Source organism: Palleronia rufa (assembly GCF_000743715.1).
Lineage (GTDB): Bacteria > Pseudomonadota > Alphaproteobacteria > Rhodobacterales > Rhodobacteraceae > Palleronia > Palleronia rufa.
Window position 1 is genome coordinate 17,620 of the sequence record NZ_JQEY01000014.1, and the last position, 20,785, is coordinate 38,404.

Annotated in this window: 20 protein-coding genes; 11 read left to right on the forward strand and 9 right to left on the reverse strand. The window is 70.0% G+C overall.

The window, feature by feature from the left end; all coding sequences use genetic code 11:
• Positions 1–17: 17 nt before the first annotated feature.
• The 3 genes from KW83_RS21760 to KW83_RS15240 all read right to left on the reverse strand — a co-directional run bounded on the left by KW83_RS21760 (position 18) and on the right by KW83_RS15240 (position 2,483).
• Complete coding sequence (locus KW83_RS21760; protein WP_327203976.1) at positions 18–326, reverse strand: type I restriction-modification enzyme R subunit C-terminal domain-containing protein; 309 nt, start codon at positions 324–326, stop codon at positions 18–20.
• Positions 316–1,248, reverse strand: a complete 933-nt coding sequence (locus tag KW83_RS15235; protein WP_036180658.1) for an IS5 family transposase — start codon at positions 1,246–1,248, stop codon at positions 316–318. Before KW83_RS15235 ends, KW83_RS21760 begins: the two co-directional genes overlap by 11 nt.
• 299 nt (positions 1,249–1,547) lie before the next feature.
• Positions 1,548–2,483, reverse strand: a complete 936-nt coding sequence (locus tag KW83_RS15240) for an L-threonylcarbamoyladenylate synthase (protein WP_036180660.1) — start codon at positions 2,481–2,483, stop codon at positions 1,548–1,550.
• Between the two features lie 301 nt (positions 2,484–2,784).
• Here KW83_RS15240 and KW83_RS15245 point away from each other — a divergent pair, with 301 nt between their 5' ends.
• Genes KW83_RS15245 through KW83_RS15260 form a run of 4 tightly spaced genes read left to right on the forward strand, consistent with a single transcriptional unit; the run spans position 2,785 to position 6,428 of the window.
• Positions 2,785–4,491: an acyl-CoA dehydrogenase gene (locus KW83_RS15245; RefSeq protein WP_036180663.1), complete on the forward strand. Its 1,707-nt coding sequence runs from the start codon at positions 2,785–2,787 to the stop codon at positions 4,489–4,491.
• A gap of 40 nt (positions 4,492–4,531) precedes the next feature.
• Positions 4,532–5,614, forward strand: a complete 1,083-nt coding sequence (locus KW83_RS15250; protein WP_051928561.1) for an MBL fold metallo-hydrolase — start codon at positions 4,532–4,534, stop codon at positions 5,612–5,614.
• A 44-nt stretch (positions 5,615–5,658) separates the two neighbouring features.
• On the forward strand, positions 5,659–5,793 hold the full coding sequence (locus KW83_RS15255) for an aa3-type cytochrome c oxidase subunit IV (RefSeq protein ID WP_036180666.1): 135 nt from the start codon (positions 5,659–5,661) through the stop codon (positions 5,791–5,793).
• Positions 5,794–5,801: 8 nt separating this feature from the next.
• Complete coding sequence (locus KW83_RS15260) at positions 5,802–6,428, forward strand: hypothetical protein (protein WP_051928562.1); 627 nt, start codon at positions 5,802–5,804, stop codon at positions 6,426–6,428.
• A 229-nt stretch (positions 6,429–6,657) separates the two neighbouring features.
• On the opposite strand, the gene KW83_RS15265 is transcribed toward KW83_RS15260, so the two are convergent.
• Positions 6,658–7,983, reverse strand: coding sequence for a UDP-glucose dehydrogenase family protein (locus KW83_RS15265; RefSeq protein ID WP_036180668.1), 1,326 nt, complete (start codon positions 7,981–7,983; stop codon positions 6,658–6,660).
• A 216-nt stretch (positions 7,984–8,199) separates the two neighbouring features.
• Between KW83_RS15265 and KW83_RS15270 the strand changes: the two genes are divergently transcribed.
• Positions 8,200–9,285: a DUF2793 domain-containing protein gene (locus KW83_RS15270; RefSeq protein WP_036180797.1), complete on the forward strand. Its 1,086-nt coding sequence runs from the start codon at positions 8,200–8,202 to the stop codon at positions 9,283–9,285.
• Here the strand turns inward: KW83_RS15270 and KW83_RS15275 are convergent, their stop codons facing one another.
• Together KW83_RS15275 and KW83_RS15280 are read right to left on the reverse strand one after the other, a co-directional pair.
• Entirely contained in the window at positions 9,286–9,615 is a 330-nt protein-coding gene (locus tag KW83_RS15275) for an AzlD domain-containing protein (RefSeq protein WP_036180670.1), read from the reverse strand.
• Positions 9,612–10,319 (reverse strand): AzlC family ABC transporter permease, encoded by a 708-nt coding sequence (locus tag KW83_RS15280; protein ID WP_036180673.1) that lies wholly within the window; start codon positions 10,317–10,319, stop codon positions 9,612–9,614. The genes KW83_RS15275 and KW83_RS15280 overlap by 4 nt, the downstream gene beginning before the upstream one ends.
• Positions 10,320–10,376: 57 nt before the next feature.
• On the opposite strand from KW83_RS15280, the gene KW83_RS15285 reads away from it, so the two are divergent.
• From KW83_RS15285 to KW83_RS15300, 4 genes are read left to right on the forward strand one after another with little or no spacing between them, the layout of a single operon-like run.
• Positions 10,377–11,246, forward strand: a complete 870-nt coding sequence (locus KW83_RS15285; protein ID WP_036180676.1) for a formate dehydrogenase accessory sulfurtransferase FdhD — start codon at positions 10,377–10,379, stop codon at positions 11,244–11,246.
• Positions 11,247–11,279: 33 nt separating this feature from the next.
• Positions 11,280–11,888: a molybdenum cofactor guanylyltransferase MobA gene (mobA, locus tag KW83_RS15290; protein WP_036180679.1), complete on the forward strand. Its 609-nt coding sequence runs from the start codon at positions 11,280–11,282 to the stop codon at positions 11,886–11,888.
• Positions 11,885–12,379 carry a molybdopterin-guanine dinucleotide biosynthesis protein B gene (gene mobB, locus KW83_RS15295; RefSeq protein WP_036180681.1) on the forward strand — a complete coding sequence of 165 codons (495 nt, stop codon included), beginning with the start codon at positions 11,885–11,887 and terminating at the stop codon, positions 12,377–12,379. The genes mobA and mobB overlap by 4 nt, the downstream gene beginning before the upstream one ends.
• The gene (locus KW83_RS15300) at positions 12,376–14,526 is read left to right on the forward strand and encodes a molybdopterin-binding protein (RefSeq protein WP_327203975.1); all 2,151 of its coding nucleotides are present in this window, start codon (positions 12,376–12,378) and stop codon (positions 14,524–14,526) included. Before mobB ends, KW83_RS15300 begins: the two co-directional genes overlap by 4 nt.
• Positions 14,527–14,540: 14 nt before the next feature.
• On the opposite strand, the gene KW83_RS15305 is transcribed toward KW83_RS15300, so the two are convergent.
• A complete protein-coding gene (locus tag KW83_RS15305) occupies positions 14,541–15,458 on the reverse strand; it encodes a zinc-ribbon domain-containing protein (protein ID WP_036180683.1) in 918 nt (305 codons plus the stop codon).
• A gap of 291 nt (positions 15,459–15,749) precedes the next feature.
• Here KW83_RS15305 and KW83_RS15310 point away from each other — a divergent pair, with 291 nt between their 5' ends.
• Positions 15,750–16,487, forward strand: a complete 738-nt coding sequence (locus tag KW83_RS15310; protein WP_036180686.1) for a lysophospholipid acyltransferase family protein — start codon at positions 15,750–15,752, stop codon at positions 16,485–16,487.
• A 674-nt stretch (positions 16,488–17,161) separates the two neighbouring features.
• Here the strand turns inward: KW83_RS15310 and KW83_RS15315 are convergent.
• Complete coding sequence (locus KW83_RS15315; protein ID WP_036180689.1) at positions 17,162–18,028, reverse strand: S-methyl-5'-thioadenosine phosphorylase; 867 nt, start codon at positions 18,026–18,028, stop codon at positions 17,162–17,164.
• Between the two features lie 246 nt (positions 18,029–18,274).
• Between KW83_RS15315 and KW83_RS15320 the strand changes: the two genes are divergently transcribed.
• A complete protein-coding gene (locus KW83_RS15320) occupies positions 18,275–19,897 on the forward strand; it encodes a SulP family inorganic anion transporter (RefSeq protein WP_036180691.1) in 1,623 nt (540 codons plus the stop codon).
• A gap of 222 nt (positions 19,898–20,119) precedes the next feature.
• Here KW83_RS15320 and KW83_RS15325 read toward each other — a convergent pair whose 3' ends face one another.
• A complete protein-coding gene (locus KW83_RS15325) occupies positions 20,120–20,725 on the reverse strand; it encodes a flavin reductase family protein (protein ID WP_036180694.1) in 606 nt (201 codons plus the stop codon).
• Between the last annotated feature and the right edge of the window lie 60 nt (positions 20,726–20,785).

A 20,785-nucleotide genomic window follows, 5' to 3' on the forward strand; every position in this document is an offset into this window, starting at 1 on the left:
CGGCCGCCTGAGGCGTATCAGCGGAACAGATGCCCTTGGATTGCCACGAAGGCCTTCCTGATGTCCGCGACGGACCCGAGCACCGCCTTCGCATCGTTCGTGCCGCCATAGCGGATGCGCAGGAAGTCCCGGATCTTGCCCAGAGACAGTTCTTCGACGCCGTGGTCTGCGTAGGCCTGTAGGACGTAGTCAAGGAATTGTCGCATCTCAACTTCGTAGCCGCCGAGACCCGCCAATCGAGCGGCGTCGGCTCGCTGGGTTGGCTTTGTTGCGCAAAGACCGTAAATCCCGGACTTCCCCTTTCCCCGGACGCACTTATCCCGCAGGCTCTGTGATGGGTATGCCGAGCGCGGTGTAGCCGTTCAGCACGGCGGCGCGGACCTGAAGTTCGGCGACCTGGCGATCGAAGTCGCGCGCCAGGAGGCTCTGCCCCAGTAGCTTCACGCAATGCATCTTCGTCTCGGCGCGGCTCCGGCGGTGGTATCCGCTCCATTTTCGCCAGATGGCGCGGCCGAGGTATCTCGATGCGCGCAGAGCCTCGTTCCGGGCAATGGCGGCTGGGGTTGATGGCTTCCACGGCTTGGCATTCTTGCGCGGCGGTATGACGGCATGGGCGCCGCGGTCGGCGACGGCGTCATGGCACTTGCGCGTATCGTAGGCTCCGTCAGCGRTGATCGATCCGATCTCCACGCCGGCGGGGATCTGGTTGAGCAACTCGGGCAGCATGGGCGCGTCCCCGACGTTGCTTCCGGTGATCTCGATGGCTCGGATCTCCAGCGTGCGTTCATCGACGCCGATGTGGATCTTGCGCCATAGACGGCGTTTCGCGCCGCCATGCTTGCGGGCGTTCCACTCGCCTTCACCCTCTGCCTTGATGCCGGTGCTGTCGATCAACAGGTTCAGCGGCCCATCTGAGCCGCGGTAGGGAATAGTCACGGACAAGGTCTTCTGGCGCCGGCTCAGTGTGCTGAAGTCGGGCACCGCCCAGTCGAGGCCGACCAGGCGCAGGAGGCTTTCAATGAACCCGGTCGTCTGTCGGAGCGCCATGCCGAAAAGGACTTTCATCGTCAGGCATGTCTGGATCGCGGCGTCGCTATATAACGGCTGCCGGCCTCGCTTGCCGGTCGGCGGCGGCACCCAGACCATGTCCGGATCGAACCAGATCGTCAGGGAACCACGCTGCTTCAGCGCTTCGTTGTAGGCCGGCCAGTTCTTTGTCTTGTAGCTCGGCGGGATCGGTCTGCTCATGCAGGACAGCTACCACGCTGGATTCACGAGATGAATCCCTCACCCAGTCTTTGCGCAACAAGGTCGAGCAGCGGGTAAAATCGGTTGGCGACTGGCAAATATGGTCCGCATCTTCCTGAGCCAGTTTTCCGTCGAACGTCTCTTACGATCGGATTGATCGGGACGATGCGATTGACGCTAAACCAAAGCCGCGCCCGAAAGATGGCCCCGACGCCAACCGGCCCTGGACGGTCGAGGAACGCGCTGAGGCCCTGGATCGGGCCGCGCCTCACGTGCGAACGCGGATCGGGTCAGGGCGCTCAGGGGCGCGGGGCGGCGGCGCGGCGCAGGCGGTCGTTGATGGCGCGGCCCAACCCCTTATCGGGGATCGGGGCGACGGCGATGCGCGGCGCGTCGGCGGCGTCCAGCGTCTGGAGCCGGGCGAAGAGCGCGGCGGCGGCTTCCGCAAGGTCCCCGGTGGCCGAGAGGGTCGGGCCGGCGGGACCGGGACCGAAGCCCAGATAGACCTCATCCGGCTCGGGCGCGGTGGCGTTCAGGCGCAGCCGGCCGCGCGGCGCGTAGTGCGAGGCCTGCTGACCGGGAGCGTTCGGCGCGCTGCCGGCCGGCGGCGGCAGGAGCGCCGTGGCCAGGTGCGCCTCCAGCGTCTCGGCGGGCAGTCCGCCGGGCCGCAACAGATGCGTGCCCCTGGGCGTCGGCATGAGGATGGTGGACTCGACCCCGACCGTTGCCGGACCGCCGTCGAGCACGGCGTCGATCCGGCCCCCGAGGGAGCGCAGCACGTGATCCGCCGTGGTCGGGCTGACCTGGCCCGATGGGTTCGCCGAGGGGGCCGCGACGGGGCGGCCGGTGCGGAACAGCAGGTCGCGCGCCAGCGGGGCGGCGGGCACGCGCACGGCAAGGGTGGGCAGGCCGGTGGCGGCCAGGTCTGCCACCCTGCTGCCGGCGCGGCGGGGCAGCACCAGGGTCAGCGGACCGGGCCAGAAGGCGCGGGCGAGCGACAGGGCGGCGGCGTCCATGGTCACATGGGCGAGGGCCGTGTCGAGGTCCGGAACGTGGACGATGAGCGGGTTGAACCGCGGCCGGTCCTTGGCCGCGAAGATCCGGGCGATCGCCCGGGCATCGGTGGCGTCGGCGCCGAGCCCGTAGACCGTTTCCGTGGGGAATGCGACAAGGCCGCCCGCCCGCAGGATGTCGGCGGCGCGGTCGAGGTCGTCGGGAGTGAGACGCGCGGTCATGCGCCGGGGATAGGCGACGCGCCGGGCGGGGTCCAGATGCGGCGCTCGGCGGCGGCGGGCGGGAGGAAGGCGGCCGGACGAGAGTGGTCCGTTCCGGCTGGACGAAGGGACCGGCGCCCGTCCGAGCCTCCAAAGGGGCGCGCGGAGCGCCGTCCGGCCTTGCGATGGGTGGCGCGGGTCCGGCGTGCCGCGCGGTCTAACGCCGCGTTTCGCTTGCCGCGCACGCCGGGGCGCGCCATCCTTCCAGTCAAGCCCGGCGCGTGCCATCCGCGGCGCCGCGCATCCGTCCAGGAGGATCCCCATGCCCTATCGCGCGCCGCTTAAGGAGTTCCGGTTCCTGTTCGATCACGTGGTCGGGCTGGAACGGGTCACGTCCACCGACCGCTTTGCCGACGCCACGCCGGATCTGGTCGAGCAGATCCTGACCGAAGCCGGCAGGATGTGCGAGGAAATCCTGGCCCCCCTGCAGCGCGCCGGCGACGCCGAGCCGGCGCGGCTGGAGAACGGGGTGGTGCGGACCTCCGAAGGGTTCGACAAGGGCTATGAGGCGATCGCGTCGGGCGGCTGGGTGGGCATGTCGGCCGATCCCGCGCACGGCGGCATGGGCCTGCCCATGGCGGTGACGACGGCGGTCAACGAGATGATGTCCTCTGCCTGCCTGTCGTTGCAACTCTGCCCGATGCTGAGCCAGGGCCAGATCGAGGCCCTGGAGGCCCACGCCTCCGAAGCGCTGAAGGATCTCTACCTGCCGAAGCTGACCAGCGGCGAATGGTCCGGTACCATGAACCTGACCGAACCGCAGGCGGGATCGGACGTGGGCGCGCTCAAGACCCGGGCGGTTCCGGACGGCGACGGCACCTATGAGATCACCGGCCAGAAGATCTATATCACCTGGGGCGACGGGGATTTCCTGCCCAACGTGGTGCATCTGGTGCTGGCCCGTCTGCCCGACGCGGCGCCAGGAACCCGCGGGATCAGCCTGTTCCTGGTGCCGAAATACCTGCCGACGGAGGACGGCGCCCCCGGTGAGCCGAACAGCCTGCGCGTGGTCAGCCTAGAGCACAAGATGGGGATCCACGGCTCTCCCACCGCGGTGATGGAGTACGACGGTGCCCGGGGCTGGCTGGTGGGTGAAGAGAACAAGGGCATGGCGGCGATGTTCACGATGATGAACAACGCGCGGCTGGGCGTCGGCGTGCAAGGCATCGGCGTGGCCGAGGCCGCCTATCAGCATGCGCTGGCCTATGCGCTCGACCGGGTGCAGGGCAAGGCGGGCGGCACGGGGACCATCGTGGAGCACGCGGACGTGCGCCGGATGCTGGCCGGGATGAAGGCAGAGGTCCACGCCGCGCGCGCCATCGCGCTGATGACCGCCGTGGCCACCGACATGGCCGATGCCACCGGCGACGCGGCGTGGGCCGCGCGGGCCGCGCTTCTGACGCCGATCGTCAAGGCCTTCGGGTCCGATACTGGTGTCGCGGTGGCGCAAGAGGGTGTGCAGGTCCATGGCGGCATGGGCTATGTGGAGGAGACTGGCGCCGCGCAATTCGCCCGCGACGCGCGGATCTGCACCATTTACGAGGGCACCAACGGCATCCAGTCCATGGATCTGGTGGCGCGCAAGATGACGGATGGCGGTGAGGCCGCGTTCCGCCTGATCGACGAGATCCAGCAAGGGGCCGAGGCCGCGCGGCCCCGCGAAGAGGCGTTGGCCCAGGCGGTGTGGGACGCCGCCGAAGCGCTGCGCGAGGGGACCGAATGGCTGGTGTCGCGCGATGAGATGCAGGACCGGTTCGCCGGTGCGGTGCCGTATCTGCGCGCCTTCGCGCGGGTGCTGGGCGGGTCGGCGCATCTGACCTCGGCGCTGGCCGGGGGCGCCGGGCGGCGGGCGCTGGCGGCGGTCTATATCGAACGGCTGCTGCCCGAACATGCCGCGTTGCTTGCGCAGCTCAGGGCGGGGGCGGGCGGGCTCTTCGCGCTGTCGCTGGACGATCTGGCCGCGGCGTAGGCCTTGCCGCTCCGCCGCCCCGCCGATAGGCAGGGCGGCGATGGGGGGCCGCATGGACCGGGGCAAGATCAGCTACGCATGGGACGCAGCGCCGGAGGTGGGCGTTCCGCGGCAGGTGGCCGAAGGCGTCGAGTGGCTGCGCCTGCCGCTGCCCATGAAGCTCGACCACGTGAACTGCTGGATCCTGGATGAGGGCGACGACACCGTCACCCTGGTCGATACCGGATTCGACAGCGCCCGGACGCGGAGCCTCTGGGCCGGGGCGCTGGGCGGGCGGCGTGTGGCGCGGGTGGTGGTTACCCATCACCACCCCGACCATATCGGCCTGGCCGGCTGGTTCCAGGCCGAGCAGGGCGCCGAACTCATGACCTCGCGCACCTCGTGGCTCATGGGGCGGATGCTGCAGCTGGACGAACAGGCGCGCCCGTCGCCGGAGACGGTGGCGTTCTGGCGCGCGGCGGGGATGGATCCGCAGATCCTGGCCGCCCGGCTGGAAGAGCGTCCCTTCAACTTCGCCGACGTGGTGGCGCCGCTGCCGCTGGGCTACACGCGGCTCGTCGACGAGCACATGGTCGAACTGGGCGGGCGCTGGTGGCATATTCACACCGGCGACGGCCACGCGCCGGAGCACGTGACCCTGTGGGAGGAGGGCGGCGACCTGATCCTGGGGGGCGACCAGCTTCTGGCCTCGATCTCGCCCAACTTGGGGGTCTATGCGACAGAGCCCGACGCCGACCCGGTGGCCGAATGGATGGCGTCCTGCGAGAAACTGCTGGGCTATGCCACACCCGACAAGCTGGTGCTGCCGGGCCATCACCTGCCCTATCGCGGTCTGCCCACGCGGATGGTGCAGTTGATCGAGAATCACCAGGGCGCGCTGCTGCGCCTTGAGGACCACCTGCAGGAGCCCGCTCCCGCAAGTGCCTGCTTCCAGACGCTCTTCGGCCGCAGGATCGGGGCCGCGGAATACGGTCTGGCGCTGGTCGAGGCGGTGGCACACTGCCTGCACCTGACGCATCTGGGCCGCGTCCGGCGCGAGGTGAAGGACGGTGTGTGGCTGTTTTCCCGGATCGAGGGCGCGGGTCTTCCGCTGTCCGCGGGAGACGGTGACACCCGCCCGTAAATCGGCTATCAGGCCGGCGATCGACGCAACCGGAGCATTCCCGAATGGCCAAACACTCCCACGGTTCCATGGATATCGAGACCCAGGAAAAGACCTTCAACGGATTCATCACCTGGGTCACGCGCACGGTGATCGCGATCATCGTCGCGCTGATCCTCCTCGCCCTCATCAACGGCTGACCTGACCCATGGGGATAAGGCGGCTCGCCGCGGTCATCATGCTTTTTGCGGCGCTGGCGCTGGCGGGCTGCGCGAAACCCAACCCGCCCAATGCGGATGCGACAGAGGTCGCCCGCGCGGCCTATGCGGATCCGGGTCAGCCGATGATCACGCTCTTCACGGTGCGGGACGCGCGCTCTGACGGGGGGGCGCACACCGGGCTGATGATCAGCGGCGCGCAGCGCGTGCTCTGGGATCCGGCGGGGTCGTTCGTGATGCCGGGGATGCCGGAGGTGAACGACGTGCTGTTCGGGATCACCCCGCGGATCGAGAAGGTCTATATCGACTACCACGTGCGGCCCGAATATTACATGATCCGTCAGGATCTTCCCGTGGACCGGGCAACGGCCGACGCGCTGATCGCCCTGGTCCGCGAGGACGGACGCGCGCCGGCCGCGACCTGCGCGCGGACCACGAGCCGGATCCTGCGCACGGCGGGATTCGACGTGGGTCGGACCTGGTTCCCGGTGGCGCTGATGAATGATTTCGGCGCGATTCCGGGCGTGACGACCCAACGGATCGATGTCAGCAATGTCGACACGGATCACAACGTGATCTTCGGCACGGGCGGCGTGCCGCTGCCGCCGGGCGCCTGAGGGCGGCCCGCACGCGATCCCGACGCGCGGGCGGCGGGTCCGGAGGCTGTATCGGGGTGCGGAGCGTGCACCGGCGCGTGGGGTGCGGGATCTGCGCGTGTGGGTGTATCGCGTCGCGCATCGCCTGCGCGGACCCGCGCCGCGATTGCCGCAGCGACGGGTGGCCCGGCGCGCAGGCGGGCCGGGGGCGGGGGGACCCCCGCGGGCGGGGGGACCCCCGCCGGGCCGGTCAGCCCATCAGTCCGAAGGGTTTGCGCCCGACAGCGTCGTAGGCGGTGAAGCCGGCCTTTTCCACATCCTCGGCGGTATAGACGTTGCGCAGATCGGCCATGCGGGGGCTGCGCATCACCGACGCGATCTGCGCCAGGTCGAGGGCGCGGAACTCGTTCCATTCGGTCAGGATGACCACCAGATCGGCGCCCGTGGCGGCCTCGTACGGGTCCGGCACCCAAGACACGCCGGGCAGAAGGGCGGCACCCTCCCGCTGGCCCTGGGGGTCGGAGACGCGCACTTCGGCGCCGCCGCCGACCAGGGCGGGGACGATGGTCAGGGCCGGCGCCTCGCGCATGTCGTCGGTATTGGGCTTGAACGTGACGCCCAGCACGGCGACGGTCTTGCCGTTGAAGCTGTCTCCGCAGAGGTCCCTGAGCTTGCCGATCATGCGGCGCTTGGCCTCTTCGTTGACCTCGATCACCGTCTCGGTGATGCGCATGGGGCTGGCGTATTCCTGGCCGATCCGGGCCAGGGCGCGGGTGTCCTTGGGAAAGCACGATCCGCCATAGCCCGGGCCGGCATGCAGGAACTTGTTGCCGATCCGCCCGTCCAGACCGATGCCACGGCTGACCTGCTTGATGTCGGCATCGACCTTCTCGCACAGCGCGGCGATCTCGTTGATGAAGGTGATCTTCGTCGCCAGAAAGGCATTGGCGGCGTATTTGATCATCTCCGCCGATTCGAGATCGGTGATGACGATGGGGAACTCCCGCAGGAAGAGCGGGCGGTAGATGTCCGACATGACGTCCGAGGCGCGGTCCGATTCGACGCCGACCACCACCCGGTCCGGGCGCATGAAATCGTCGATGGCGGCGCCTTCGCGCAGGAATTCGGGGTTCGAGGCGACCTCGAACTCCAGGTCGGGATTGGCGGCGCGCACGACCTGCGCGACCTTGCGGTTGGTGCCGACCGGGACAGTGGATTTGGTGACGATGACGACGCCCGGTTCTGCCGCGCGGGCGACTTCCTCAGCCGCGGCCATGACATAGGTCAGGTCGGCATGGCCGTCGCCGCGGCGGGTCGGCGTGCCCACCGCGATGAACACCGCCTGGGTGCCCTTGAGGGCCGCGGTCAGATCGGTGGTGAAGCTGAGGCGCCCCGATTCGACGTTGCGCGCCATGAGCGCGTCGAGGCCAGGTTCATAGATCGGGACCTCTCCGTTCTCGAGCCGGGCGATCTTGCTGGCGTCCTTGTCCACGCAAACGACGTCGTGGCCGAAATCCGAGAAGCAGACGCCCGAGACGAGGCCTACGTAACCGGTGCCAATCATGGCGATCTTCATCGGGATATCCTTTTGCCGAAATCGGGTCGGGCGGATAAACGCCGGAGCGGGTCTGCAAGTCAATCAACCGTCTGGGTAGAATTGACCACCCTGAGCAGGTTCCACCACCCGGAGGGGGCGTTGCGCGCGCGGCGGGAGCGGCGCGCGCAGGCAAAGGGGAACGGCAAGGTCGTGTCCCGGATGGTCGCGGCGCATTCATTTCCGGAGGCCCGCCCCATGTCCGACACCTCGCCGATCCTGTCCCTGCCGCTGATGGCACCCGCCCAGGCGCAAAAGCACGTCACCCACAACGAGGCGCTGGTGCGGCTGGACGTGCTGGCCCAGATCGCGGTGGCGAGCCGGGGGGCGACGGTCCCCCCGTCGGCGCCGGCGGAGGGCGAGGTGCACATCCCCGGCCCGGGCGCCACGGGCGACTGGTCGGGGCAGGACGGCAAGCTGGCCGCCTTTCTGGGCGGCGGCTGGGTCGCGGTAGAGCCGCGCGACGGCTGGATCGCGGTCGAGGCGGCGACCGGGGCGATCCTGGTGCGGCGCGGCGGCGCCTGGGTGGCATCGGCCTCTGGCGGCGTGCCGGACACGGTATCCGCCCTGGGGATCGGCGCCGCGGCGGATCCTGCCAACCCGCTGACCGCGTCCGGTCCGGCGACCCTGCTGACCCACGCGGGCGGCGACCACCGGGTCAAGGTGAACAAGTCCGGGGCCACAGACACGGCGTCGCTGCTGTTCCAGTCCGGCTTTTCGGGGCGGGCGGAGATGGGCCTGGCGGGAGAGGACGCGTTCTCCGTCAAGGTGTCGGCGGATGGCGCGGCCTGGGTGACGGCGCTGCGTCTGGACCCGGCGACGGGGCATCTGGACGGCGCGGCGGTGCAGGCCGCACCCCGCGACGTGACCCCCGGCCGGCTGATGCGGGCTGACTACGGCTACGGTCCGGGCAATCTTTTGGGCACGGTGACGATGGAGGCGGGTGCGCCCGCAGGCGCGGTGATCGAGAGCGGCAGCGCCGGGACCGGGCGGTACGTCCGCTTCGCGGACGGCACGCAGATCTGCACCGGCACCTATGCGGCGACCGGCGTGGCGCTGACGACCGCCTCTGCGGGCGGGTACCGTGGCAAGATGCCGGCGGTGGCCTTCGCGCGTCCGTTCGCCGCCGCGCCGGTGGTGTCGGCCCTGCCGGAGACGGGCAACAACTCCATCCTGCGCGGGGCGACGCCCACCGCCGCCGACTTCACCGCCGAGTTCTGGTCGGCGATCAGCGCCACGGTCAGCGTTACGGGACGCTTCACCGCCGTCGGGCGCTGGGTGTGATCAGCCCAGCAGCCACAGCATGAGGTAGAGCGCGCCGCCCCCGCCGAGAATCGCCGGCAGCACCTGCCGCGTGACGATGCCCAGGGCCAGCGCCACCAGTGCGGCGATGGCCCGGGCCGGATCGAACGCCCCGCCGGTGGCGGCGGGCGACAGCACGGCGGGCGCAACGAGGCCGGGGAACACCCCCACGGCCGTGTACCGCAAAAGCCGCCGGGCCCCGGCGGGCAGGGGCCGGTCGGCCAGAAGCCCCAGGAAACAGAACCTGAGCGCGAAGGTCCCGAGACCGAGCACCACGATCACCAGCCAGATCACGGGATCGGGAACGCTCATCTCTGGCGGTCCTGCCAAAGTTCGGTGGCCGCCCCCGCGCCCATGGCCAGGACCGCGGCCACCATCAGGCCCAGCCCGGTCGGCATCCAGGCGAAGGCCAGCGTCATCACCGCCGAGACCAGCGCCGCGACCACATGGGGCAGTGTCCGCAACGCCGGACCCAGCAGCGCCAGAAAGGTGATCGGAACCGCGAAATCCAGCGCCAGCCCCTCCGGGATCGCGGTGCCCAGCACCGCGCCGAACCAGGTGGACAGGTACCACAGCGGCACGACCGGGGACGCGACGCCGAAGTAGAACGCGACCCTGGCCGCGACGGGTTCGCCGGGCCGCGATTCGTAGCGCAGGATCGAGGCGGCGTAGCACTGGTCCACCAGCATGTAGGCGACGAGCGCGCGCTTCCACACCGGCGCGGCCCCCAGATACGGCGCAAGGCTGGCCGAATACATCGCCATCCTGAGGTTCACGGTAAGCGACGCGGCCAGCACCAGCAGGACCGGCGCGTTGTCGGTCATCAGCTGGACGGCGGTGAACTGCGACGCCCCCGCGATCACCAGCACTGTCATCGCCATGACCTGGGCAAGGTCCATCCCGGCTTCCGTCCCGACGACGCCGAAGAGCATTCCAAAGGGCACGATCACCGCGACGAAGGGCAAGCCCTGCAAGAAGCCGGCTGCGAAAGGCGATTTGCGGGTGGAGGCCGGCATGTCCGCGTCCTAGGATGTGCGCGGCCATGTCCTGCCCCAGCCCGACCGGAGCTGCAAATGCAATCTCGTAATGACGCCTATCTCATCGCTCCCGACCCGGGGGCGCCGCGGCTCACCCGTCATGTGACCGGCACCGACCAGGAGGGCCGCGTGCAGCAGATCCGCGTGGTCGAGGAACGGCCGCTGACGATCTACCTCAACGGCCAGGAGATCGTCACCGCCATGACGATCGGCGACTACCCCGACTACCTGGCGCTGGGGTTCCTGAAGAACCAGGGGATGCTGCGCGACGGCGAGCGCGTGACCGGCGTCGAGTACGACGAGGATCTGGAGGTGGTCGTGGTGCGCACCGACACACCCACCAGCCACGAGGAGAAGCTGAAGAAGAAGACCCGGACCAGCGGCTGCGCCGTGGGAACGGTCTTCGGCGACATGATGGAAGGGCTGGAGGGGCTGACCCTGCCGGCCCCCGAGGTGCGGGTGAGCTGGCTCTATACGCTGGCGAAGCGGATCAACACCACGCCCAGCCTCTACCTTGAGGCCGGCGCGATCCATGGCACGGTACTGTGCCGGCAGGACCGCCCGCTGGTCTACATGGAGGACGTGGGCCGCCACAACGCCGTGGACAAGATCGCCGGCTGGATGCTGTCCGAAGGGGCCGATCCGGGCGACAAGATCCTCTATACCACCGGGCGGCTGACCTCTGAGATGGTGATCAAATGCGCGCATATGGGCATCCCCGCCCTGGTCTCGCGCTCAGGTTTCACCGTCTGGGGGGTGGAGATCGCGCGGCAGGTCGGCCTGACGCTGGTCGGGCGGATGCGGGGCGAGCGATTCACCTGCCTGTCCGGCGAGGACAGGCTGGTGCGCGACGCGCAGCCCCGGGCGGTGGCCCCGGACGGCAGGAGGCGGTCCGCGGATGTCTGACGGCGGCGATCCGACACCGCCCGGCGGTCGCCCGTGACGGCGCCGGTGGGGGTCATCCTGGCCGGCGGTCGGGCCGCGCGTATGGGCGGCGGGGACAAGGGGCGGCTGATGCTGGGCGACCGGTCGATCCTGGCCCGCGCGATCGACCGGCTGTCGCCCCAGGTGGCGGATCTGGCGCTTTCGGCCAACGGCGATCCGGCGCGATTTGCGGATCTTGGCCTGCCGGTCCTGCCCGACAGCGTGGCGGGCTGGCCGGGACCGCTGGCCGGCGTGCTCGCGGGGCTCGACTGGGCCGCCGGACAGGGGGCCGGCCATATCGTCACCGCCGCGGCGGACACACCGTTCTTTCCCGCCGACCTGGTGCCGCAATTGATGCTTGCGGCAGAGGCGCAGGGCAGGCCCATCGCCCTGGCCGCCACGCCCGACCCCGACCGCGGTCTGATCCGCCATCCGACCTTCGGCCTCTGGCCCGTGGATCTGCGCGAGGATCTGCGCCGCGCCCTGGCGGATGGCGTGCGCAAGGTCGTCGCCTGGACCGACCGGCACGGCACGGCGCTGGCGGCCTTTCCCGTCGATCGGGGCGATCCGTTCTTCAACGTCAACACGCCCGCGGATCTGGCGGCGGCGCGGGGCCTGTCGTGAGGCTCTATGGCGTCACCGGCTGGAAGAACGCCGGCAAGACCGGGCTGATGGTGCGGCTGGTGGCCGAGTTCCGGGCGCGGGGGCTGACGGTCTCGACGCTCAAGCATGCCCATCACAGCTTCGACGTGGACCATGAGGGCAAGGACAGCCGCCGCCACCGCGAGGCGGGCGCGCATCAGGTTCTGCTGTCCTCCGCCCGCCGCTGGGCGCTGATGACCGAGCTCGACGACGCGCCCGAGCCGGCACTGGAGGCGCTGCTGGCCCGGATGGCCCCCGTGGATCTGGTGCTGGTCGAAGGCTGGAAACGCGACCGCCACCCCAAGGTCGAGGCCTGGCGGGCCGAGACCGGCCGCCCGCTCATCGCGCCACGGGATCCGACGATCCGCGCCGTCGCCGCGAAGGGAGAGACCGGGCTGACCGACCGGCCCGTGCTCGACCTGGACGACACCCGCGGCGTGGCCGATTTCATCGCCGCGGAGGTCGGGCTGTGAGCGCAGATTTTCGGAACGAAAATCAGCCCTTCGACACCATCGTGATGGTCGACTGGTCCGGCGTTCCCGATCGCGGCCCCGTCCCGAAACCCAACGCCATCTGGGCCGCCGCCCTGCGCGGCGACAGGGTCGAGGCGCCGCGCTACCTGCGCTCCATCGCGGTGGCCGAGGCGTGGCTGATCGACCTGGTCCACGCGGAAACACTCGCCGGTCGCCGGGCGATGATCGGCCTCGACGTCCCGTTCGGCTATCCTGCGGAGGCGGGCCGGACGCTGACCGGGTCGGGCGACCCCCGCGCGCTATGGGCGCTGCTGGCCGAGGGGTTGGCGGCGCTCGGCCCCGGCGAAACCCGCTTCGATCTGGCGGCACGGCTGAACGCGCGTTTCGCGGGGGACGGCCCGTTCTGGTTCAACGGCCATCCGGAACGCGAGATCGCCGGCCTGTCGCGCACCAAGCCGCCCCTTCCCCCCGGGCTCTCCGACCGCAGGCTCGTGGAGCGCCTTGCCAAGGGCAGTTTCAGCTGCTGGCAAATGGGGGGCAACGGCGCGGTCGGCAGCCAGGCGGTGACGGGCATGGCCACGCTGCATCGGCTCTCGCAGACCTTTCCGGATGAGCTGAGCGTCTGGCCCTTTGATCCGCCACGCGCCGTGCAACTGGTCGAAATCTGGCCCTCCTTGTTCGCCGACCGCGCCGCGCGTCTGCTCGAAGAGCGCGACGATCTACCCCGCCACGGGCGCGACCGCGCCCCGATCAAGGACGCAGCACAGGTGCTGGCCATGGTCGAACTGATGAAAGAGGCGCAGGAGGACGGCCGGTTGCGCCGCTGGCTGGATGCCCCGCCGGAGGAGGCGCGCCGGTCCGAAGGCTGGATATTGGGGGTGGAGCGCGCCACGCCGCTTGCCCCTCCCCCGCTCTCAGACGACTGTTTCGCCCTGCCGCCGGGCGTGGCATGGACGCCGGTGGACGTGGCGCTGGGGCTGTTGCGGGAGCGGCTGGGACCGGTGACCGGGACGGAGGTCGTGCCCCTGGACAGAAGCGACGGGCGGATCCTGGCCTCCGACGTGGCGGCACCCAGGGCCAATCCGCCGGGCGCCAACGCTGCGGTGGACGGCTACGGTTTCGCCCATGCCGCCACCGGGGTAGGGCCGCAGACGCTGCCCCTGCTGGCCGGCCGGGCCGCGGCGGGTGTGCCGTTCGGCGGCGCGGTGCCGCCGGGCGCGGCGCTTCGCATCCTGACCGGCGCGCTTCTGCCCGCCGGCGTCGACACGGTGGTGCTGGAGGAGGACACCCGCTCGGACGACGGCTGGGTGGCGTTCAACGGGCCGGTGCGAGCCGGGGCGAACACACGCCGCGCCGGAGAGGATATCGGCGCGGGCGCGCTGGCCCTGCCGGATGGCCATGTGATGCGCCCGCCGGACCTGGCTCTGCTGGCGGCCACCGGGGTGGACCGGGTTGCGGTCCGCCGGCGGCTGCGGGTCGGGGTGTTGTCCACGGGCGATGAGATCGTGGCCCCCGGATCGGACCCGGACCCGTCGCGGACCTATGACGCCAACCGGCCCATGCTGCTGGCCCTGGCGCGGCGCTGGGGCCACGAGGCGGTGGACCTGGGTCACGTCCCCGACGACCGGCAGCGGCTGCGCGCCGCACTCGACGGGGCGCAAGCGGAAGTGATCCTGACCTCCGGCGGCGCCTCGGCGGGAGAGGAGGACCACGTCTCGGCGCTGATGCGGGACGAGGGCACGCTGGCCTCCTGGCGGATCGCGCTGAAGCCGGGGCGCCCGCTGGCGCTGGGGATGCGGCGGGGCGTGCCGGTCTTCGGCCTGCCGGGCAATCCGGTGGCCAGCCTGGTGTGCGCGCTGGTCTTCGCCCGTCCCGCGCTGTCGCTGATGGCCGGGGGGCCGTGGCCGGAGCCGCTGGCGATGACCGTTCCCGCCGCTTTCGAGAAGCGCAAGAAGCCGGGCCGGCGGGAGTATCTGCGCGCGCGTCTGGGTCCGGACGGGGCAGAGGCGTTCCGGTCCGAAGGCTCCGGCCGGATCAGCGGCCTCAGCTGGGCCGGCGGGCTGGTGGAACTGGCCGACGGCGCCGCGCATGTACGGCCGGGCGATCCGGTGCGGTTCCTGCCCTATGCCGGGTTCGGTCTGGGCTGACCGCGCGCGGCACCCTAGCCCAGGGAGGCCTCTATCGCCGCGCCCAGGGCCAGCGCGCCGTCGCGCAGGGCGTTCACCGCCTCCACGTATGCGGCCAGGGCCGGCTCCAGTCCCGGCGCGCCTTGCGCGATGTCCGGCGCGAAAAGGTAGAGCCCGGCCAGGAGCGCGCAGAGCACCAGGACCAGCAGGAAGCCGGTGCCGAATCCGCCGGATCGTTGGCTTGGGGGCGGCTCGGGGACCGGATCGGGGCTCAGGATCACGCCGCCCGATCCGCCGGCGGTGTCCGGCGGCCTCGGGCGCACTCTGTCCTTGTCCGTCTTCGTCGGGATCGCCCCCAGGGCCGCCACGGCGTCGGGTCCGTCCTCCAGCACGGTTCGCGGCGACGCGGTTGCGGACGATGGCGCGGCGGTGGCGGCAGTCGCGGCGGTGTCGCCGGGCGCGGTCGGTTCCGTGGCGGGCGGCGTGGTCGCGTCGCCCGGCCGGTCGGTGCCGTTCGCCGGCCGGGCGGCGGCGCCCTGCGGGGTCTCGGCGGCGTCCGATGCCGGATCGTCCCGCGGGGCGGGCGCGTCGGCGGATGTGTCGCGGGCAAGGCGGGAGCGGCGCAGCGCGGCTTCCCGCTCGGCTTCCTCGCGCAGGATCCGACGGGTGGCGTCGCCCAGTTCCGGCCGGATCGGGCTGTCGTCGGCGGGCGTCCCTTCCGGCCGTTCCGGGTGCACGGGGTCCGCGGCGCCCCGCGGCTCCGGCGCGTCGCGGGCCGCCGCGGGGCCGGGCCCGGCGCCGGGCGACGGCACTGTCAGTGGCGCCGTCCGCCCGTCGGGGTACTGGACCCAGACATGCCCGCAGGCAGAGCATTGGACGTCGCGCCCCTCGTCCGCGATGAGATCCGGACCGATCTCGTACTGGGCCGCGCAGTCTGGGCAGGTGAGACGCATGGAGGTTCCGTCCTTTCGGCCGGCGCGTGCCGGCGGGCCTTTCCACCGGACTCCTACCGGATGGCACCGGCGAATCAATCCCCACATCGGGGCCATGCGATTGCGGATGCCCGCCGGCTGCGTCAAAACGGTCGCGCGCAAAGTGGGACGAGGGACCGTGACCGAATCGGACGATGCCAGATGCAGGACGGGCCGGTTCGCGCGGGCGGGCGGCGGCGTTTGCGAACCGCGCGCCATGAGGCCGATGCGCCGAGCGGCCCGCGCGACACCCCGCGCCCGAAGGAGCGTCCGATGATCAAGTATGCCCGATCCTTCGCCTTCAACGTCTATATGTATGCGGCCATGGCGGTGATGGGGCTATACTGGGCGCCGATCGCCGCGATGACGCCGGACGGGGCGCATCGCGGCGTCCGCGCTTACTGCCGCCACGTGCGCCGGAGCGCGGCCTGGATGGTGGGGCTGCGCTCCGACGTGCGGGGCGCGGTGCCCGATGGCGACGTGATGGTGGCGGCCAAGCATCAGTCGTTCTTCGACATCATCATGCTCTGTTCGGTTCTGCCGGCACCGAAGTTCATCATGAAGAAAGAGTTGAAATACGCCCCGGTCCTCGGCTGGTTCGCATCCCGGATGGGTTGCGTGCCGGTGGACCGGGGCAAGCGCGGCCAGGCCATCGCGCGGATGCTCGCCGATGTGGAGCGGGGGCGGGCGCGGCCAGGGCAGCTCATCATCTATCCCCAGGGCACGCGGGTCGCGCCCGGGGTGGAGCTGCCCTACAAGACAGGCTCCGCGCTGCTCTATGCCCAGCTTCAGCAGGTTTGCGTGCCGGTGGCGGTCAATGTCGGCGTGTTCTGGCCGCGGCTGGGTGTGCTGCGCAAACCCGGCCTGGCCGTGGTGGAGTTCCTGGAGCCGATCCCGCCCGGACTGGGCAAGGATGCCTTCGTGTCCGAACTGCGCCAGGCCGTGGAGGGACGGTCCAACGCCCTGATGGCAGAGGCCGGCTGGCCGGTGCCGGGGCAGGTGCCGTCGTGATCGTCGATCCTGCCGGGCTCGCCCTCCGGCGCGCCCGGCCCGATGACTCTTTCCGGACCATGCCGACGATCTGCTCATCGGCCTGCTCCGGCTTCTCGGTGGTCCGGACGTTCGCAAGCGGCTGAAAGGGATCGCGTTCGCTCTTCGCCGGACTGTCGAGACGCGGCGCGCCGGCCCACCGCTCGTCCGTGCGGTCCCATGGGTCGCGCGCCATTTCAAAGGTTCCGGTTCGTACGAACGGGCCTGTCGCCCATGTGTGCGAACGCGATCGTCAGGTTTTTCCCGTGCGGTCAAGAAACCGACAGGCACCTGCGCTTTGGGCTGAAAATATTGCCCGACGGATCAGACAGCTCCGCGCGGACCACAGCTTGCAAGGGCAGATCCGTCAGTGATCGCGGATGCACGGGTTCGGTTGCCGGTATGGAGCGTGCTCATAGATCGGACAAGTCTTTCGTGAACGCGTTTGAGATGATCGTAACGCCACGATCGCACTCTGGCCGGACGACACGGCCGCCCTGCCGCGCCGGACGGCAGCGTTGGCGGATTGGGCGATTGCGTCCCGCCCTGCGCGAAGAGTGAGAAACGTGCGTCCGCGATCCGACGGACCCCGGCCAATGACCGACGCGGTTTCCCGACCGGAAAAGACGCTTGCCGGTCAGAAGCAAGCCGTGTGCTCAGAGCACACGGCCCGCCACCGCATCCAGGCGGGCGACTAGATCCCGGTCGCGCTTTTCGGGCTGGGTCATGATCGCGTGGTCCAGCGCCCGGTCGCAGCCGTGGGGGCACGCATCGCGGGGCGCGGCCAGAGCGGCCGACACGCCTCGCACCAGCGCGCGCGCCTTGTCCACGTTGCCCCGCAGCGTGGCGATGATCTCGGTGATGTCGACAGAGCCATGCTCGGGGTGCCAGCTGTCGTAATCCGTGATCATGGCGACGGTCGCGTAGCAGAGCTCGGCCTCGCGGGCGAGCTTGGCCTCCGGCATGTTGGTCATGCCGATCACGTCCGCGCCCCAGGCCCCTCGGTACATCCTCGACTCCGCGACCGAAGAGAACTGCGGCCCCTCCATGGCCAGATATGTGCCGCCGTCATGGAGCCGGATGCCCGCCTCCTTGCCCGCAGCCAGCAGCGCCTGGCGAAGCCGCTCGCAAACCGGGTGGGCGACAGAGACATGGGCCACGCAGCCTGTCCCGAAAAAGCTCTTCTCCCGCGCGAAGGTGCGGTCGATGAACTGGTCCACCATCACGAAGTCGCCCGGCGCCATCTCTTCGCGGAACGACCCGCAGGCGGAGATGGAGACCACGTCCGTCACCCCGATCCGCTTCAGCGCGTCGATATTGGCGCGGTAGGGCACGGTGGTGGGCGAATGGATGTGTCCGCGGCCGTGGCGGGGCAGGAACGCCATGTCCGTGTCGCCCAGCCGGCCGGTCAGGATCTTGTCTGACGGATCGCCCCAGGGCGTCTCTATGGTCTGCCATCTGGCGCCCTCCAGCCCGTCGATGTCGTAGATTCCCGATCCGCCGATGATCGCCAGTCTGCCCATGGGACCCCCCTGTTGCCAGATCCTATGGTAGCGGGCGGCGGCGCTTAGGGAAGTGTCCCGCCCCCATGTGGTCTGCGTTCACCGCATGGCTGCCATGCGCGGCTTGCCTGTGGTGTTCCGGGCCGATGCGTGCCATGCCGCGCGAAACATCCGTACAGTGCTGCAAAATGCGCCCGGCGCGTCGGCCCGACGCAGCGGTCGCGTTGCCGTGTGCGGAACCGGACGGCGGAAGACGAGGAGAGACCGATGGCAAGAGCGTTGATGAGTGTGCTGGGCGACGCGATCGCGGTCCGGAGCGTCCCCGGCGGTGCCGCAGATCCGCGTCAGATCAGGACCGAGCTTCTCTCCGGCCTCACCGTCGCGCTGGCTCTGGTTCCGGAGGCCGTGGCTTTTGCCTTCGTCGCCGGCGTGCAGCCGCTTGTGGGGCTCTATGCCGCCTTCATCGTCGGGCTGATCACCGCGCTCTTCGGCGGACGGCCGGGAATGATTTCCGGCGCCACGGGGGCCCTGGCGGTGGTGATGGTCAGCCTGGTGGCCGATCACGGCGTGGAGTACCTGTTCGCCACGGTGGTGCTGATGGGGCTGATCCAGATCGTGTTCGGGGCCATGCGGTGGGGAAAGTTCATCCGGCTGGTGCCGCATTCGGTGATGCTGGGCTTCGTCAACGGTCTGGCCATCGTCATCTTCCTGGCCCAGCTGAGCCAGTTCCAGGTGCCCGGCAGCCAGGAGGCCAACGGCCACGGCGTCGGTGGCGGGCAGTGGCTGCCCGCGGGCGAACTGACGTTGATGCTGGGGCTGGTCGGGCTGACGATGGCGGTGATCTGGGGGCTTCCCAAGGTTTCCCGCGCCGTGCCGGCGCCGCTGGCCGGGATCGGGATCACGGCGCTTTTGGTGATCGCGGTGGGGCTCGACACGCCCGTGGTGGGCGATCTGGCCTCTATCGAGGGCGGTCTGCCGTCGTTTCACGTGCCGCTCGTGCCGCTGACATGGGAAACCTTCCAGATCATTCTGCCCTATGCCGTGATCCTTGCCGCCATCGGCCTGATCGAGAGCCTGCTGACCCTGAACCTGGTGGGTGAGATCACCGGCCAGAAGGGCGGCGCCAGCAAGGAGTGCATCGCGCAGGGGGCGGCCAACACGGTCACCGGCTTCTTCGGCGGCATGGGCGGCTGCGCTATGATCGGCCAGTCGATGATCAACGTGAAGTCCGGCGGGCGCACGCGCGTCTCTGGCATCGCGGCGGCGCTGTTCCTGCTGGCCTTCATCCTGGTCGCGGCCCCGGTGATCGAATTGGTGCCGCTGGCTGCCCTCGTGGGTGTGATGTTCATGGTCGTCATCGGCACATTCGCCTGGAATTCGCTCAAGATCCTGTTTCGCGTGCCCATGGTGGACGCGGTGGTGATCGTCCTGGTGACGGCGGTGACCGTGGCCTACGACCTGGCGACGGCCGTGGTGGTCGGGGTCATCGTCTCGGCCCTGGCCTACGCCTGGCAGAACGCCCGGCGCATCTACGCGACCACGACCGAAACCCCGGAGGGCGCCAAGGTCTACGGCGTGCAGGGGCCGCTCTTCTTCGGTTCGGCAGAGGGATTCGTGGAATTGTTTCATCCCGACACCGACCCCGACAAGGTCATCGTCGACTTCCAGGGCAGCCGCGTGGCCGACCAATCCGCGCTGACCGCCATAGAGACCGTCGCCGCCAAATACGAAGCCGCCGGCAAGACGATCGAGCTGCGGCACCTCTCACGTGACTGCCATCGCCTGCTGGCCCGTGCGGGGCAGCTCATGACCGACAGCGCCGACGATCCCGAATACGGGATCGCGGTGGATTATGGCGTGCGGACGGGGATGCTCTCCGGAGGTCACTAGGTTTCGCTCGAGGCTTTCGGCCGGTGGCTGCGGTCCGGGACTGCCGTTCCGATCTACGCGCCGCGCCATCGCAATGCAGCGACCGGGCGCTCGCGATGGCTCTCCCGCGTCCGATGCCCCGGCATGGCAGATTGGCTATGGTCTGGACGTGAGCGCGGCGTGACGATCGCCGGTGCCTCCGTCGTTTCGCCCCGTGCACCCAGGACCGGGGATAGCCGCGGGCTACTCGCCCGGCCGGGACATGGTGAAAAGCTCGGTGACGGCGGCGAAGTCGCGGTATCCGAGCCGCGACACCGGGTTGAAAGACAGCACGTCGAAGCGCCCGTCCACCAGGCAGGAATCGTCGATATGGATGCCGGTCACCGTTCCGATGACCATCAGGTTCGACTCTCCGGCCAATTCGACGATCTGCGTCATCCGGCATTCCAGGCTGGCGGGCGCCGCGGCGACGCGTGAACAGGCCACGGTCTCGCATCCTGCGCGCTCCAGGCCCGTGTGCTTAAACTCGTCGACCTCTCGCGGCCAGGGGCCGGAACTTTCGTTCATTTGCTCCTTCAGAGCCAGGCTCACGATGTTGCAGCAGAACACGCCCGTTTGCCGGATGTTGGCGACGCTGTCCTTGGTGCCGTCGCGGTCCGGCTTGGTGCTGGTCGACGAAAAGATCACCTGCGGCGGGGTGTAGGCCACCGCGTTGAAGAACGAGTAGGGGGCGAGGTTCTCGCGCCCATCCGCGCCACGGGTCGAGATCCAGCCGATGGGCCGCGGCGCCACGATGGCGCTGAACGGGTTGTACGGCAGGCCGTGGCCGTCTTCGGGGCGGTAGAACATGGAGGCTCCTTCGGTTTGCCCGAGACCTAGCGCCATGCTAGGCGGCGCGCCAGCCGAACG

What these genes read in the sequence shown, in the direction of transcription:
- KW83_RS15240 (WP_036180660.1), bottom strand. Translation starts at nt 2,483, where the DNA reads ATGACCGCGCGTCTCACTCCCGACGACCTCGACCGCGCCGCCGACATC.
- KW83_RS15245 (WP_036180663.1), top strand. Translation starts at nt 2,785, where the DNA reads ATGCCCTATCGCGCGCCGCTTAAGGAGTTCCGGTTCCTGTTCGATCAC.
- KW83_RS15250 (WP_051928561.1), top strand. Translation starts at nt 4,532, where the DNA reads ATGGGGGGCCGCATGGACCGGGGCAAGATCAGCTACGCATGGGACGCA.
- KW83_RS15255 (WP_036180666.1), top strand. Translation starts at nt 5,659, where the DNA reads ATGGCCAAACACTCCCACGGTTCCATGGATATCGAGACCCAGGAAAAG.
- KW83_RS15260 (WP_051928562.1), top strand. Translation starts at nt 5,802, where the DNA reads ATGGGGATAAGGCGGCTCGCCGCGGTCATCATGCTTTTTGCGGCGCTG.
- KW83_RS15265 (WP_036180668.1), bottom strand. Translation starts at nt 7,983, where the DNA reads ATGAAGATCGCCATGATTGGCACCGGTTACGTAGGCCTCGTCTCGGGC.
- KW83_RS15270 (WP_036180797.1), top strand. Translation starts at nt 8,200, where the DNA reads ATGTCCGACACCTCGCCGATCCTGTCCCTGCCGCTGATGGCACCCGCC.
- KW83_RS15275 (WP_036180670.1), bottom strand. Translation starts at nt 9,615, where the DNA reads ATGAGCGTTCCCGATCCCGTGATCTGGCTGGTGATCGTGGTGCTCGGT.
- KW83_RS15280 (WP_036180673.1), bottom strand. Translation starts at nt 10,319, where the DNA reads ATGCCGGCCTCCACCCGCAAATCGCCTTTCGCAGCCGGCTTCTTGCAG.
- KW83_RS15285 (WP_036180676.1), top strand. Translation starts at nt 10,377, where the DNA reads ATGCAATCTCGTAATGACGCCTATCTCATCGCTCCCGACCCGGGGGCG.
- KW83_RS15305 (WP_036180683.1), bottom strand. Translation starts at nt 15,458, where the DNA reads ATGCGTCTCACCTGCCCAGACTGCGCGGCCCAGTACGAGATCGGTCCG.
- KW83_RS15310 (WP_036180686.1), top strand. Translation starts at nt 15,750, where the DNA reads ATGATCAAGTATGCCCGATCCTTCGCCTTCAACGTCTATATGTATGCG.
- KW83_RS15315 (WP_036180689.1), bottom strand. Translation starts at nt 18,028, where the DNA reads ATGGGCAGACTGGCGATCATCGGCGGATCGGGAATCTACGACATCGAC.
- KW83_RS15320 (WP_036180691.1), top strand. Translation starts at nt 18,275, where the DNA reads ATGGCAAGAGCGTTGATGAGTGTGCTGGGCGACGCGATCGCGGTCCGG.
- KW83_RS15325 (WP_036180694.1), bottom strand. Translation starts at nt 20,725, where the DNA reads ATGTTCTACCGCCCCGAAGACGGCCACGGCCTGCCGTACAACCCGTTC.